A 12,771-nucleotide genomic window follows, 5' to 3' on the forward strand; every position below is an offset into this window, starting at 1 on the left:
TAGCCAGAACCTTTAAGGGTACGCCACACCGTGGTGGTTCTCCCAAAGTGCGATTAGCGTGCGGCGGATCGCACGGTCACAGCGATGTGATGGATGCCACTTTTACCAGTGTGCCCACTGCGTCAACTCATCCCCTTTCATAGCTGCCCTGCAGCCAACCTATCCGCTTGGCCATTCCCGTGCGCCAACCTGCGCCCGTCTCTTTCTCCCGGAAAGAGACGGGCGCTCCTACCACTGCTGCAGCCCACCTCGTACAAGGCTTTGCGGCATTTCCCCTCGCGACAATCGGCGTGACAAACACCGAAGTCACCAGCAACAGCGATGCAGATGATGGTGCCGCAGCCCATGGAATGGACTGCACCTGACTGACAGTCAGGCACGCCCCGGTCATTGCTTCACTGCCTTCACCCGACTCAGGATCTCGCGGCATTGGTCTCGTCAGCCAGTGCAGCCTCCACCCGCCCAATTCTTTGGAAGTGTTCAGGAGGCCAGATCATGAGATGCCCAAGCTCCCGGTCGTAAAGAGCCGCCAGTCCCGCGTTAGTGGACAACCCTCACAGGTCGCAGGGGCCTTGATCCCTGATAACACTCAACATTCGTGGCGGGATGACGTGGGGACAGCTTGATCAGGAGATTATGCAAGGATATGTCGGCTCCCAGTGGACTTGCCCCTACAAAACCGGACACCAACTCCCCGTTAAATTGATGCCACTGCCAAGCGCCTGAACTCCCTCGGTGAGCGATAGTTCAAGGCGCTGTGCGGATGCTGCTCGTTGTAGTGTTCGAAGGCAATTGCCAGGTTACGCAACGCCGTTTCTCGATCCGGCTTGGGCATGTGCGCCACGTAGTCACGCTTGATCGTCTTCACGAAGCTCTCGGCCATGCCATTACTCTGCGGGCTACGCACTGGTGTGGTCACCGGCTGCAAGCCGATCTGCCGAGCAAACAGGCGCGTCTGTTCGGCGGTGTAGGCCGAACCGTTATCGCTGAGCCACTGCACCGGCGTTGCAGGCAGTTGATCACCGAAGCGCTTCTCCACACTTTCCAGCATCAAGTCGCGGATATCATCGCCGCTGTACCCGGTCGGGCTCGCGACCCAGCCGATGGCTTCGCGATCACAGCAGTCCAGGGCGAAGGTCACGCTCAGTTTAGCGCCGTCCTCACAACGGAACTCAAAGCCGTCCGAGCACCAACGCGTATCGCTGGTTTGCACCGCAATACGGCCTTCGTGCCGACGCGGCACGCCGGGTTGTTTGATCCGGCGCTCAAGCAGCAGGTTGTGATCACGCATCACCCGGTAAACTCGCTTCACGTTGATCGCAGGTAGCAGCTGGGTTACACGGGCGCGACGCAGCAATCCCCAGACTCGATGGTAGCCATAGCTGGGCAGCTCGCTGACCTGTTGCTGGATTTCGGCCACCAACTCAGCGTCGTTCACAGGCCTGCTTCGCCGTGTCATGGGCGATACCGATTGCTTGATTCGAACCGTTAATTGCGAGCGCGCCACACCGAGACATTCGCTGACCAGTTTCACTGGTCGTCCCCCGGCAACAAGGGTGAGTGCGCAATCCATTTTCGCGACCGGGCGATCTCCACGGCCTCTTTGAGGATTTCCGCTTCCATCGTTTTCTTGCCCAACATCCGTTGCAGTTCACGGATCTGCTTGAGCGCATCGCTCAGCTCTGAGGCCGGTACCACGGCTTCGCCAGCACTGACCGCCGATAGACTGCCGTCCTGGTACAGCTTGCGCCACAGGAACAACTGGTTGGCATTGATGCCGTTGCGCCGAGCCACGACCGAAACGCTTTGTCCTGGTTCAAGGCTCTCTCGAACCATGGCCAGCTTTTGCTCTGGGCTCCAGCGACGACGCCGCTCCTGGCCCAAAAGCTCACCACTCTTATCGTTGCTATTAGTCATAAACATAACCGTTTGCCTATCCCTTATCGTAAGGGGGAAACGGTGTCCTGTCTTTCATGGGGCTCGTTCACCCAGGCAAAACGCATTCTAACGGTTTGAGAGATGGAAATAGCCCTACATATTGCAACCCAAGGTGGAGACCTCTATTTACTAAAATCATGGCAACCGCTAAATTGTCATAGTGGCAATATGCCAAGCGGGCCGTTTTATGCAAAACGAATCATCCAAACGGATGCAGCCAGCCATTGAAAACGCTGTTATGGGCACGAAAAAGCAAAAAGCTTAACAGCATGATTTTATAAAAGAGAGCAATCATTTTGAACTGGGAAAATTCAATTAAAGTAGGTGGGCCGTCAGTTATAGCTACGTTTGTTTTCCAGCACCTAATTACCACCTATTTAGACAAGTCAGAAATATTTAAAAATAGCCTGACATTAAACTTAGTTCTAATCGCTACAATATTTGCATTCTGCATAGCAATGGGCTGGATTTGGGTAAAATCCGACCAGAAAAAAAGCACCAACAGCAAGTCAATTGCCAAAAACACGATAGAAGAAAACAAAGTAGATGGCAACTTCAAAATCGGAAACTCATCGGACATTACAGATAACAAAATCAATAAAAATAAAGTTAAAGGCGACTTCAGTATTGGCGGCAAAGATTAACAACGCCGTGCGCGAGCAAGGGAGTCGTGAAATGGTGTCAGTTTCTGGAAATGAGATCCATAGCAATGAGATCCAAGGCGATCTTAATATTGGGTCAACCGTAATAAAGATTCCCTCTTTTGACGTTACGGTAGGTGCAGAAGCCTTAAAAAAGCTTATAGCTCAGCACGAATTACTTAAAGAAAGCGACCCTATCTATCAGATGGTATTAGAGGAGCTAGAGAGCAAAATCAAAAGTTCTCCTTCGAGGACTGTCATTGGATTAGAAGCGAAATTAGAGATTGCAGGGCGAGAGGTATATCTCAACCAAGCGCTCATATCTAGCCAGAAAGCTGCGAAGATGATATCTAAGCTTCAACATGTAAAGTCTTATCAGATTATATTTAACCATCTTTTGGGACTCATACTAACAAGATTTAACGCCCACATCCTACCAATGCTTAAAAACGGCCAAGGCGACATCACGATTCGCTCTGCAATTAACGCCACCATCATAGAACCACTCTATCATGAAGTTACGTTGGCTGGCGGCTTTGTAACCAGCGATCTTGTCGAAGGAATGCTTTATTTCTTAACCGAAAAATGTCACGTGGAGTGGACGTGATGGTAATTTATCACCCAGGTTATGATGTAAACCACTGTGTTTATCGAATATTGAATATCTTAAATTCAATAGATAATCATGAAACTCAAAAAGACGTATTACGCCTTATAGATTTTTATTATCTGTATCCTCATCTTTTAAAGTCAGTCAACCTGCCTCGACCGCTCAATCGATACAAAGATATCATTTTTAGCACGCCCGACCCATTTGAAGTAACACCAAACCCCAGAAGCTTATTCTATGAGCTTTCTCGCATTCAAGATTCGGCGATGCTCGCCCTACAACAAAAATCAATCATAAAGCTAACAGCGAGCACCATTACATTACTTTCTAACTCTCTACCCGACGACTTAATAAAGACTTTCAACAACGATTCCTTTTCAAAAAGCGAATTATTTAAAGGCCTGATTTCCGCATTACCGAAAGTCAAGCTCGAAGGAAAAACAGGCTTTAAATTCAAAAGCGGATTAATGGAATATCGCTATGATTAAATCGACACTTTCTATTGAGCGCTTCATAGTAAAAAAATCCGGATTTAGCGTTTATGATGAAAAATTCCACACAGGAATAAATGTTATTCGCGGCGATCACTCTGTCGGAAAAACCACTATTCTTGAATTGATCTTTTATATCTTAGGGGGAGAGATCAAGGATAATCAATGGTTATATCCAGCAGACAAATGTGACTATGTGTGCTGCCAAGTCAATATAAATGGAAATTCTTTTACTATAAAAAGAAATATTGAGAAAGGAAAGATACCTCCAATCTCAATACGCTCTGGCAGTTATGATGAAGAAACTAGTGATGTAGAGGCTTGGGGCAATTACGGCCCACGTCGAAGTGACGAAAAAATGTCCTTCTCTCAGAAATTTTTTGAGCTTCTTGGATGGGGAGGTCACAAGACAGAAGATTACGCCAATCTTACAATGCATCAGATTCTAAGATTTTTGTATGTTGACCAAGAAACTGCTTCTACAAAAATTTTTAGAGCAGAGGACAACCCACGTGCAGACAGCGAAGGTACTCGCTTGGCAATTGCTGAGTTCCTCTTAGGGCTCGACAACTTAGATACACATCAACTACGCCAAGAGCTTTTGATAGCTGAAAGAGAGTACGAACGCGTCGCTTCAGATCTTGCCGCAATGTATAAAATATTGGGGGAGGACTCTGCTGTCACGCTGCAGACACTGCAACTCAATATCGCATCAAATATTGCTGAAATAATTAAATTAAGAAGCACTCCACCAGAAAAGATTGTCAGCTCAAATGTTGATCAAACCAGAATTTTAGAATTTCAACGTATAAAATCTTACATAGACACCTACATTAGACAGCTGCAAAGCTTTCAATCAGATCTATTTTTGGTAAATGGTGAAATTGTAGATTGTCAGCTATTCGAGAAATCGCTCCAATTTAGAAAAAAATCTTTACTAGAGTCCAAGGCAGCATATGACACAGTTGGACTCCTTAAATACTCACAATGCCCATGCTGCCTAAATGAAGTCGTGACATCAGACCTCTCCGAAACCTCTGCAAATTGCCATCTTTGCAAGTCCCTGATTGAAGGAGACAAGCACAACTCTAATTATATGGAACTTCTTAACGAGCTAGACTTCCAACTGCTCAGCAACAAGAAAGTTTTACAGGACCATATCGAACATAAAATTGGCTTGGAATCCTCCATTGAAATTTGTAAATTGAATTTGGCGAATGCACAAAGCAAAATTTCTGAATTCACTGGATTGTTCGACCCTGCGTCTCATGCCGCACTGGAGCGAGCACAAAAAATTGGATTCTTAGAGTCTGAAAATATAAACCATGAGAAAAAAGTTAGAATCATCACTGACTTGGATGCACACAAACTAAAAAAGCTAGACTTAATCGCCGACATATCAAAAATTAAAGAACTTATTCAAAGCGCATCTGCTGCAAATAAAAAAAGGCGCGAAACTGTATACCATGGAATTGCAGAAAACGTCGTAAGCATTCTACAACCTGAGCGCCGGGTCAATGGTGAACCTTATGAGGAGGAATTCGCTGAATCCAGCACTGGAGAGGTGGAGATCGACTTCGCAAAGGACCGAATGCTCATAAATGGAAGGGTGAAATTCTCTGGCAGTTCCAATTACATCAAAAAAAACTCGCTCCACATTTCAGCGCTTTTAGAGTCACTGGACGATCCAAATTATCGACTACCGCGCTTTTTGCTGGTTGATGCAATTGAAAATGGAGGTATGAAAGAATATCGCAGTCACAACTTTCAGCGAGCCCTAATAAACTGCTTCAAGGATCGTTCTGATTTTCAGCTTATTTTTTGCACCTCTATGGTTCTAGATGAACTTAATAATGAAAAATTTGGGGTTGGGCCATTCTATTCCGGAAACGTTCTTAATATATAAACACACTAAAGTCCTGAGATCTGTCTGATCGACATCTAGAAGGTTAGCGAAATGCCCCTAAAAGGATACTTTTAGGGGTAGTCTAAAAATTTCGTATTAGTTCTTGATCTCCACCAGTAGGTTAGCTGTGATTTCGACTCCTGGTGCCGCACCATACAAAACGAAGCTCCTGCAGAAATGCAGGGGCTTTGTTGTTTCTGGTTTTTTTTTCCATCCCAAATGAAAAACCCCCGACAGCAATCGCTGTCGGGGGCTTTCTACAATCCTACGCAGCCTCAACCGAAAGCAAAATCCGACGCCCTAGCTGCTGCAAAGCACGCTCGACATTCTCGATCTTGGAGTGATGCAGGAAATCGACTAACCGATCTACCTGAGGCCGTTGTACACCCAAGCGTCGTGCCAGTTCAGCTTTGCTGACCCCAGACTCCAGAAGCGTATTCCACAACGCAACCTTTGCCGCAGTCAGTGCAGGCAGCCGCAACACCGCGTCACTTTCCTGCTCCCCCGCATCACCTGTCGGAATCAATCGGCGATCATCGACGTATATCGACAGGGCGGTCTCGATGGCATCGATAGCACTGTCGAGCGCCTGTTCAAGGGTGTCGCCAACGGCGTGCATCTCTGGAATTTCTGCGCAGGACAACCAGACACTGCCCGGCTCTTCGTGAACTTCCAACGCATATTCGAACATCACGATTCCTCTCATGGGGTACAGCTGGGCCTCAATCCTTGAGGCCCAGCTGTTTGATTATCGATTTTCTCAACCCTTCGCCCATTTCCTTGGCTCCGTGGTCGGGAAACACAGTTGATTTGCCGTTCAAGGAAACCTTGAAGTGGCTACCCTTGCCGTTTTGGAACTCTACGCCTTGAGCTTTCAACCATCGCCGAAACTCGCTGTACTTCATGTGCATCACTCGCCGTTTCGGTAAAGCGAATGTGCAACATATTTGCTGCATATGCAACATAAGTGTTGCACTGCAAAGAAACACCAGCAGCCACCACCTGGCCACGATTGCGCATCCGTCCTCCGCAAGCTACCGTCAAACCCGTCGCTGCCAATTCAGCGACCGGGCCTGAGAACCCGGGTAAGATGCAGGCGCACCAGCGCCCCAAACCACGATTGCCGACGCTGTTTTAGTGTCCGCATTCACGTGCAATGGCGGCTGTGCGTGGGAGACCTTCGGGTCTGCCGGGCTCCTGTATCTCCGGTTTCTCAGCCTGCGCATAGCTGCCACCTTTTCGCCTGAGAACGAAATGGCAGCTCTCATTTGATACAGGGAGTTCACAAATGAAAAGCATTGATCCGTCAGCACACCGGTCACTTCACGCCCGTCCATCTCGAACGGAAGGTGAAGCGAAATGACCCATTCTCAAGATCTGAAAACCCTCGGCCTCACCCACTTTTCCTTTCAATCCAATCAAGCGATGTTCCGCACCAATCGTGGTGTGCCGGTAATCGCCGCCCTTTCCCACGCCTCACACTTGCTTCACATCTCTCGACTACTCACTGCGGACACTTCAGTCTCGCGCGATCCTGATCTTCACGCTTATGCCTCGCAGTATCTGCAGGAGTTGAGCAAGGCGTTGATCGATGATGTCGTGAAAGTGATGGATGCGCCGTCGGACAAGCCGTTGATGTAAACGCCGGTGTCAGGCCCTCGCCGATGCGAGGGCTTTTGCGGTTCAGACCTGACTGATCTCAAGCACAAACGAAATCTTCTGCTGACTCGCACTCCACACATACCGCAAATGCTTGCCCTACTTGGGGATTGATACGGCTGGCGGGCGAAACGCGGCGACGCATTCATGGCCCGGTAAGCGAACGCTGTTGTAGAGCAGTCCCCACGACTCGGTTTCGCGCAGTTGACGGGCGAATAGCTGAGACGGCCCGTAAGCCTCAGGATCCGGATTGTGCAGCTCGGGGTGATCGTGACGAATGTCGTGTAACGGTTTAACCACCCGATTGACGTAAGTGCGCATGGTCAACTCAAGATCTGCTTCCTGAGTCGCCGCAAGAAATCGTTCCTGGTGATAACAGGTTTCGGAGATGGCCGCAGCCTGACTGCTGGCGGCGTAGTAAACGCCGAAGGTGCCATCGCAGAAACGACTGCGTTTGCCGACGTGGGTAAACGCAGCCATCACCGGAGTCGAACCGGGGCCAGAGAGTCGATCTTCGGGTCTCACGCGGGCGAGAACCCCGGCCTGCTCGATCAGACGATCATTGGTCAGCGCTTCAATTGCGTAGGCAACTTCCAGATCTTCGGGATCGAGCACGTCTTCGAACAGCGCAATCGGCGGGAAGCTGCTGTTGACGATCCGGTAGGCTCGCGGCCATTGCACATCCACCAAATCGGGCACTTTCAACCGCGCACCCCGTCGAGGTAGCGGCGTACATCGGCGATATCGACCACCCTTCCGGCCAGCATGTAATCCAATGCCGTTCGGCCATTGAATGGCGCTGCCGTGTTCGGACTACTAACCCAAGTGTAGGCGCGGTCGCGGCTGTTGCTGAAGATGATGCTCAGCGCCTTGTGAATGCCCATCAGGTAGGAGATGCGCTCAAGGGTGTCGTTAGGCAGACGTATGTTCGGCAGGTGTTTGTATTTATAGAACGTGGTGTTGCCAACGCCGCCGAGTAGTGTGCGTTGCTGCTCGGCGCTGCAGCCCCAGCGCTCCATGAGGTTGAAGAAAAACTTCAGCGCGACGCGGCCGGCTTCGGGGGCGTCTAGTTGTTCGCGTGGGGTGAGGGCTGGAGATGAGGTAGGCATAGACGCCTCCTGATTTTTTGTCTTAGCTGAAGACTAGTACATAACTGTAATTTTTTAGAGTTTTGATACACAAACGAACAATCGTAATGATCAAACGCACAGAAGCCGGAGTCGAGCCGGCTTATGTCTTTCTGCGCTATTTAAACAATTCTGAATGGCTCCCTAAATCCACAAACGTGATCAGGTCTGGGCGTGTGTTCTCGTAAATCATCAGAAAATCGCCACCGATATGACACTCGCGGAATCCAGACCAATCTCCAGTCAGCGCATGATCCAGATATTCTGCCGGTAATTGCTGCCCCAAGAACAACATCGCCATCACATTCCGGACGTCGTTCATGTCTCGCCTTCCGGCACGGTTAAAACGATCCCAAGACTTCTTGAATTCAGAAGTCTGTGCACACTGTTTAGGCCGATCAGCGCGTTTTTGCGTTTTCTCCGGTTTCGCCATCAGCAGTCCTCAGCATGTCGTCTATCGAGTCGAAACGCTGACGGATTTCTCGTGCTTCCATCATCGCGCGGGCCGTTTTCTCTGATGGAATTCGCACCTCGAAGGGAAGCCCTTGAGTGGCAACAACCTGTCGCAGAAAAAGTCGCATGGCGTCGCTAATGCTCAGCCCGCAAGCGTTTAAGACTTCAGTGGCACGCGCTTTCAAATCCTCATCAATGCGGCAGCGCACATCGGTAGTTTTCAGTAGTGCAGCCATTTCAATTACCTCATCGTGATTTTGTAGCTACATCAGCGCTACCTCTGCATTGTGGTCGGAGGGATCTTCGTCGGTCAACGCGAAGTTGATAGGTGGTTGTCTACCGCCATGGCTTGCATGCCAGACATCCATTTCAACTCCTTTGACAGGTAGGTGCTATCAGCTAAATCGGAACTTTGCCTGAGACGTATCTGCGCATGACGCAGGCATAAACCTCGGAAGATGTAAGCTGTTTCTCTTCGAAAAAAATCTCCCCACGCACCAAAACCACGCACTTTTTTTGACCCCCATCACCCCCACGTCACCAAAAACCCCGATCCTGTGTCAGCTTCCAGCCATCGGCGGGGACATCAATTCGCTACTAAACCCGCGACAACTATGCTCAGGTACAGGAATATAGCCGGCATATGGCGCCGGATCGGCAGTCTCGTAAACAACAATACCCAGCCCACTTCAGAGGGCATTACCCATGGATAGCAGAACCTTACGCAACCTCATGCGCATCGTGCAGACCGGCTCGTTGTCGGCCGCAGCCGAGCATTCGTGCCTGACCGTGCAGGCCTTGGCCGCGCAGTTGAACAAGGTCGAAGAACAGTTCGGTTTCCGCTTGTTTCGTCGTTCCAACAAAGGGCTGACGCTGACGCCGCAAGGCACTGAGCTGACGCCGTATATGGACAAAGTGCTGATTGCCACACGACAGCTGGAAGAAAAAGTCGAGGCATTGAAAGTGCCGGGGCAGCGCACGTTGAAAGTGGCGTTGAACAACACGTTGTCGCCCGATTTCAATCGTCGAATGATCGGACGCCTGATCGAGGTGTTTCCCGATTACCAGATGGAATTCAGCTACGCCGAGTCGATGGAAAACCTCAGCAAGCTGAAGAATGAAGACTTTGACCTGGCGGTGCTGATCGGCCCACAGCGTCCGGGTTTGCCGAGTATCGTCCTGCCGGATGTACAGGTGCAGGTGGTCGGTGCCCATTGCGGGCAGGAAAACGATCCACTGACGTTGCTGGGCAACAAGTTTCAGGTACGTCCTGCGGAAGATTGTCCGTATTCCCACAGCTTTTTGCGTTTTCTCGACGCCGGGCTGGGCAATCACGAGAACGGCCAGCGCATGGTCTACTCGTGCAGCGAAACCCTGACCCTGTCGCTGATTACACAGATGGATGCGGTGGGCATGGTCTCGCGCGAGGCCGCGCAGAAGAACGGCCTGACGATTTTCCCCGGGTTCGAGGATTTCCTCGAAGTGCGCCTGGCGGTGAACAACCCGGAGTTGTCGAACCAGGCGTTGAGCGATGTCGTCGATCTGCCGCTACATGAACGAGCCGAGCGCAATGTACGCAGCCGTCCCAACCGCCACACTGAGAAAGAGGTTTTTGCTGAAATACGCACATAACAACGTCGGAATCGCGGCATAGAATTCCGGGCGATCGAGCTGTATGTGCTGATCCTTGATCAATAAGGGTGTCAGGCTGATCGCAGCGACGATCGCCACCGGCAAGTACTCCAGCGCGCGTGCGATAAACGGCGGCCAGTGCTCGGTGTTCACTTGCAGTGGCAAGGCGCGTGGCAAGAAAGTCACTGCCATCATCAGCGCGACCACCAGAATCAGGAACGTTTGGTCAGGCATACACCCACTCCGCAGCCCACAAACGTGGCAATAAACACATTAAACGGCGAGTTGCCGACCAGACTCAGTACGCCCATGCAAATCACCGCGGCCGCTGCTGCAATGAGTTTGTTGCGAGTGTTACACAGCGACACCAGCACGTAGAGCATCATCGCGGTCAGCGCGTAGTCGAGCTGATATTTGATCAGGTGCGCTGCGTACTGCGCGCACACCGCGCCCAGCAGACCGCCGAGCACCCACGCGGTGTGGCAGAACAGGTTGAAGCCGATCAGATAACGCACGTTGACCGGCGCGCCAGTACCGAGTTTCACGCTGTGGAAGGCAAAGGATTCGTCGGTCAGGCCACCGGCGTAACACCAGCGCTCCATACGGCTGAGTCCCAATGCACGCAGGGCCTTGGCCATGTACACCGACATCAGCATGTGCCGCGCGTTGATCAGGAAAGTGGTCAGCACAATGGTGGTCAGCGACGCGCCGCTGGAGATCAACGCCAGCGCGGCGAATTGTGACGCGCCGGCATACACGAATAAACACATCGCGACCGGCAGCCACAATGGCAGCCCGGCGTTGACGGCCATCAAGCCGAACACAAACGCCACCGTGAAGTATCCGGCCACCACCGGGCTGGCTTCGGCAAACGTGCGTGACGGCTGATGGTTGACCATCAGCGGCGCACTGCCGGACGTTTCATTCATAGATCCCTCTCAAATGTCCGCTCGCCATGGGGTTCGCAAAAACCCTGGGCCGTCCAGAATCGCTTGCCCGCGAGATTAGCATCGTCAACGAACAGAAACATCCGCAACACACCGACACGCTTCATGTCGGAAGACGCTGCTTCAACCAGACGTTGACCGACACCCTGGCTGCGATAGCGCGGGCTGACCGCCAAATGATTGATCGTGCCACGACTGCCGAGCATGCCGCCCAACACCGCGCCGACGATTTCGCCGGCAACGTCGAAGGCCAGATAGGCCGTGGTGGTTTTCTGGATCAGCACGCCACGCAGGCATTTGGCGTCCTGCCATTCGCAGAAGGACACTTCGTCGAACTGGCGGAAGAAGCGCTCCATGCGTTGCGCATCCTTGGCCGTGGCGCGACGCAGCACCACTGGCGTCGAGCACTCGACGCCGTCGATTGGGGTGATCTGATTAGCGAACAATGTCGAAAGCGGTCCCGGGCCGCGAGAAGGAGATCGCCAGAATCTGCCGGTACGCCATCGCATGGGTGTGCGTGTTGCGCGCCGGGGTCACGTAGTGGCGCATGTCGCGGTCGAGGAAGTAGGTGGTGTCGAGAATTTCCTGGTAGGTGGTCGACGCCAGTTGATGCTCGTGGATGTCATACAAACGACTCTCCGCACCCTCGACATTGTTGCGCCCCCAGAAGTGCACACCACTGAACGGATAACCGTCGCAGTGAATGCCTTCAGGGGTGATTTCCAGCTGCTTGCCGGGTTTGATTTCGATGCGGATCTGATGGATCTGGCATTGCCAGATCTCATCGTGCAGCTCTTCCGGCAGCACGCTTTTGTACACCTCAAAGTCGGTGTCGATCAGGCTGCGCATCACCGGCGACGAAATCACCTCATCGGAAAAGTCCTGGAAGTGCCGCACCAAGCCGCCGACATAGGCGTTGTTTTCCTTGGACTGCACGTACGCGCGATGTTCGAGCTGCTTCAGTTCGCGCGTCTTGGGGTTGTACTCAAAATCGCTGTAACGACGGAAACGCATGCCGGCTTCGGCCTGACCGTAGTAACTGTCAGGTTCCATGTTTTCCCAACTTTTGGTCAGTCTGACGAAGTCGGCGAAATGACCGTAGAGATTGAAGTCACCACCCTGGACGTTGACGTATTTGTCGCGCCGTAGCGATTCGCCCACTTCTCTGTTCAAAACGATCATTACCAAATTCTCCGCTGCATTGAGCGGCCTAATCTATTAGGTGGAGAATTTGCGTCCATGAGAAAGAATTTCAGGCATTTAAAGCGTCGTTTGAAACGGGGTTTGAAGCGACTGAAAAACAACTTTTACATGACAAAAACACGGGTTTTTTCCGGTTTTCACTAAAAAACCGTCGAAAAAAAACC

16 protein-coding genes and 1 pseudogene are annotated in these 12,771 nt (G+C 51.3%); 6 read left to right on the forward strand and 11 right to left on the reverse strand.

Annotated elements, in window-relative coordinates; genetic code table 11:
- Window positions 1-697 precede the first annotated feature (697 nt).
- A protein-coding gene (locus tag ATI02_RS13925; protein WP_425273613.1) for an IS3 family transposase occupies window positions 698-1,917 on the reverse strand; the annotation gives its coding sequence in 2 pieces (ribosomal slippage) (window positions 698-1,572 and window positions 1,572-1,917; 1,221 coding nt in all).
- Window positions 1,918-2,234: 317 nt separating this feature from the next.
- Between ATI02_RS13925 and ATI02_RS32005 the strand changes: the two genes are divergently transcribed.
- Genes ATI02_RS32005 through ATI02_RS13945 form a run of 4 tightly spaced genes read left to right on the forward strand, consistent with a single transcriptional unit; the run spans window position 2,235 to window position 5,586 of the window.
- Entirely contained in the window at window positions 2,235-2,582 is a 348-nt protein-coding gene (locus tag ATI02_RS32005; protein WP_107647000.1) for a hypothetical protein, read from the forward strand.
- The gene (locus ATI02_RS13935) at window positions 2,566-3,186 is read left to right on the forward strand and encodes an ABC-three component system protein (RefSeq protein ID WP_202864005.1); all 621 of its coding nucleotides are present in this window, start codon (window positions 2,566-2,568) and stop codon (window positions 3,184-3,186) included. The genes ATI02_RS32005 and ATI02_RS13935 overlap by 17 nt, the downstream gene beginning before the upstream one ends.
- Entirely contained in the window at window positions 3,186-3,677 is a 492-nt protein-coding gene (locus ATI02_RS13940) for an ABC-three component system middle component 5 (RefSeq protein WP_100846566.1), read from the forward strand. Before ATI02_RS13935 ends, ATI02_RS13940 begins: the two co-directional genes overlap by 1 nt.
- The gene (locus tag ATI02_RS13945) at window positions 3,670-5,586 is read left to right on the forward strand and encodes a P-loop NTPase family protein (protein WP_100846567.1); all 1,917 of its coding nucleotides are present in this window, start codon (window positions 3,670-3,672) and stop codon (window positions 5,584-5,586) included. Before ATI02_RS13940 ends, ATI02_RS13945 begins: the two co-directional genes overlap by 8 nt.
- 265 nt (window positions 5,587-5,851) lie before the next feature.
- On the opposite strand, the gene ATI02_RS13950 is transcribed toward ATI02_RS13945, so the two are convergent.
- Window positions 5,852-6,277: a type II toxin-antitoxin system HicB family antitoxin gene (locus tag ATI02_RS13950; RefSeq protein WP_100846568.1), complete on the reverse strand. Its 426-nt coding sequence runs from the start codon at window positions 6,275-6,277 to the stop codon at window positions 5,852-5,854.
- 31 nt (window positions 6,278-6,308) lie between these two features.
- Window positions 6,309-6,491 (reverse strand): type II toxin-antitoxin system HicA family toxin, encoded by a 183-nt coding sequence (locus tag ATI02_RS13955; RefSeq protein WP_095190108.1) that lies wholly within the window; start codon window positions 6,489-6,491, stop codon window positions 6,309-6,311.
- Between the two features lie 454 nt (window positions 6,492-6,945).
- Between ATI02_RS13955 and ATI02_RS13960 the strand changes: the two genes are divergently transcribed.
- Window positions 6,946-7,227, forward strand: coding sequence for a DUF3077 domain-containing protein (locus tag ATI02_RS13960; RefSeq protein ID WP_100846569.1), 282 nt, complete (start codon window positions 6,946-6,948; stop codon window positions 7,225-7,227).
- Between the two features lie 42 nt (window positions 7,228-7,269).
- Here the strand turns inward: ATI02_RS13960 and ATI02_RS13965 are convergent.
- The 4 genes and pseudogenes from ATI02_RS13965 to ATI02_RS13980 all read right to left on the reverse strand — a co-directional run bounded on the left by ATI02_RS13965 (window position 7,270) and on the right by ATI02_RS13980 (window position 9,061).
- Window positions 7,270-7,935 (reverse strand): annotated as a pseudogene (locus tag ATI02_RS13965) (RES family NAD+ phosphorylase).
- Between the two features lie 11 nt (window positions 7,936-7,946).
- Window positions 7,947-8,354 carry an MbcA/ParS/Xre antitoxin family protein gene (locus ATI02_RS13970; protein ID WP_100846570.1) on the reverse strand — a complete coding sequence of 136 codons (408 nt, stop codon included), beginning with the start codon at window positions 8,352-8,354 and terminating at the stop codon, window positions 7,947-7,949.
- A gap of 136 nt (window positions 8,355-8,490) precedes the next feature.
- Window positions 8,491-8,805 (reverse strand): type II toxin-antitoxin system YafQ family toxin, encoded by a 315-nt coding sequence (locus ATI02_RS13975; protein ID WP_100846571.1) that lies wholly within the window; start codon window positions 8,803-8,805, stop codon window positions 8,491-8,493.
- A complete protein-coding gene (locus tag ATI02_RS13980; RefSeq protein ID WP_100846572.1) occupies window positions 8,771-9,061 on the reverse strand; it encodes a type II toxin-antitoxin system RelB/DinJ family antitoxin in 291 nt (96 codons plus the stop codon). Before ATI02_RS13980 ends, ATI02_RS13975 begins: the two co-directional genes overlap by 35 nt.
- Before the next feature lie 469 nt (window positions 9,062-9,530).
- Here ATI02_RS13980 and ATI02_RS13985 point away from each other — a divergent pair, with 469 nt between their 5' ends.
- On the forward strand, window positions 9,531-10,457 hold the full coding sequence (locus tag ATI02_RS13985) for a LysR family transcriptional regulator (RefSeq protein ID WP_100846573.1): 927 nt from the start codon (window positions 9,531-9,533) through the stop codon (window positions 10,455-10,457).
- Here the strand turns inward: ATI02_RS13985 and ATI02_RS13990 are convergent.
- The 4 genes from ATI02_RS13990 to ATI02_RS14005 form a co-directional block, all read right to left on the reverse strand.
- Window positions 10,374-10,691: a branched-chain amino acid transport AzlD family protein gene (locus ATI02_RS13990; RefSeq protein WP_007909127.1), complete on the reverse strand. Its 318-nt coding sequence runs from the start codon at window positions 10,689-10,691 to the stop codon at window positions 10,374-10,376. The genes ATI02_RS13985 and ATI02_RS13990 overlap by 84 nt on opposite strands.
- Complete coding sequence (locus ATI02_RS13995) at window positions 10,670-11,386, reverse strand: AzlC family ABC transporter permease (protein WP_100846574.1); 717 nt, start codon at window positions 11,384-11,386, stop codon at window positions 10,670-10,672. Before ATI02_RS13995 ends, ATI02_RS13990 begins: the two co-directional genes overlap by 22 nt.
- Window positions 11,383-11,760, reverse strand: coding sequence for a GNAT family N-acetyltransferase (locus ATI02_RS14000; protein ID WP_008080517.1), 378 nt, complete (start codon window positions 11,758-11,760; stop codon window positions 11,383-11,385). The genes ATI02_RS13995 and ATI02_RS14000 overlap by 4 nt, the downstream gene beginning before the upstream one ends.
- 79 nt (window positions 11,761-11,839) lie before the next feature.
- Window positions 11,840-12,586 carry a 2OG-Fe dioxygenase family protein gene (locus ATI02_RS14005; RefSeq protein WP_100846575.1) on the reverse strand — a complete coding sequence of 249 codons (747 nt, stop codon included), beginning with the start codon at window positions 12,584-12,586 and terminating at the stop codon, window positions 11,840-11,842.
- Between the last annotated feature and the right edge of the window lie 185 nt (window positions 12,587-12,771).

Origin of the sequence: Pseudomonas baetica, from assembly GCF_002813455.1 — a bacterium.
GTDB lineage: Bacteria > Pseudomonadota > Gammaproteobacteria > Pseudomonadales > Pseudomonadaceae > Aquipseudomonas > Aquipseudomonas baetica.

Coding starts and splice junctions, on each gene's coding strand:
- ATI02_RS13980 (WP_100846572.1), bottom strand. CDS start 9,061: ATGGCTGCACTACTGAAAACTACCGATGTGCGCTGCCGCATTGATGAG.
- ATI02_RS14005 (WP_100846575.1), bottom strand. CDS start 12,586: ATGATCGTTTTGAACAGAGAAGTGGGCGAATCGCTACGGCGCGACAAA.
- ATI02_RS13970 (WP_100846570.1), bottom strand. CDS start 8,354: ATGCCTACCTCATCTCCAGCCCTCACCCCACGCGAACAACTAGACGCC.
- ATI02_RS13990 (WP_007909127.1), bottom strand. CDS start 10,691: ATGCCTGACCAAACGTTCCTGATTCTGGTGGTCGCGCTGATGATGGCA.
- ATI02_RS13940 (WP_100846566.1), top strand. CDS start 3,186: ATGGTAATTTATCACCCAGGTTATGATGTAAACCACTGTGTTTATCGA.
- ATI02_RS13950 (WP_100846568.1), bottom strand. CDS start 6,277: ATGTTCGAATATGCGTTGGAAGTTCACGAAGAGCCGGGCAGTGTCTGG.
- ATI02_RS14000 (WP_008080517.1), bottom strand. CDS start 11,760: ATGGAGCGCTTCTTCCGCCAGTTCGACGAAGTGTCCTTCTGCGAATGG.
- ATI02_RS13945 (WP_100846567.1), top strand. CDS start 3,670: ATGATTAAATCGACACTTTCTATTGAGCGCTTCATAGTAAAAAAATCC.
- ATI02_RS13955 (WP_095190108.1), bottom strand. CDS start 6,491: ATGAAGTACAGCGAGTTTCGGCGATGGTTGAAAGCTCAAGGCGTAGAG.
- ATI02_RS13985 (WP_100846573.1), top strand. CDS start 9,531: ATGGATAGCAGAACCTTACGCAACCTCATGCGCATCGTGCAGACCGGC.
- ATI02_RS13995 (WP_100846574.1), bottom strand. CDS start 11,386: ATGAATGAAACGTCCGGCAGTGCGCCGCTGATGGTCAACCATCAGCCG.
- ATI02_RS13960 (WP_100846569.1), top strand. CDS start 6,946: ATGACCCATTCTCAAGATCTGAAAACCCTCGGCCTCACCCACTTTTCC.
- ATI02_RS13975 (WP_100846571.1), bottom strand. CDS start 8,805: ATGGCGAAACCGGAGAAAACGCAAAAACGCGCTGATCGGCCTAAACAG.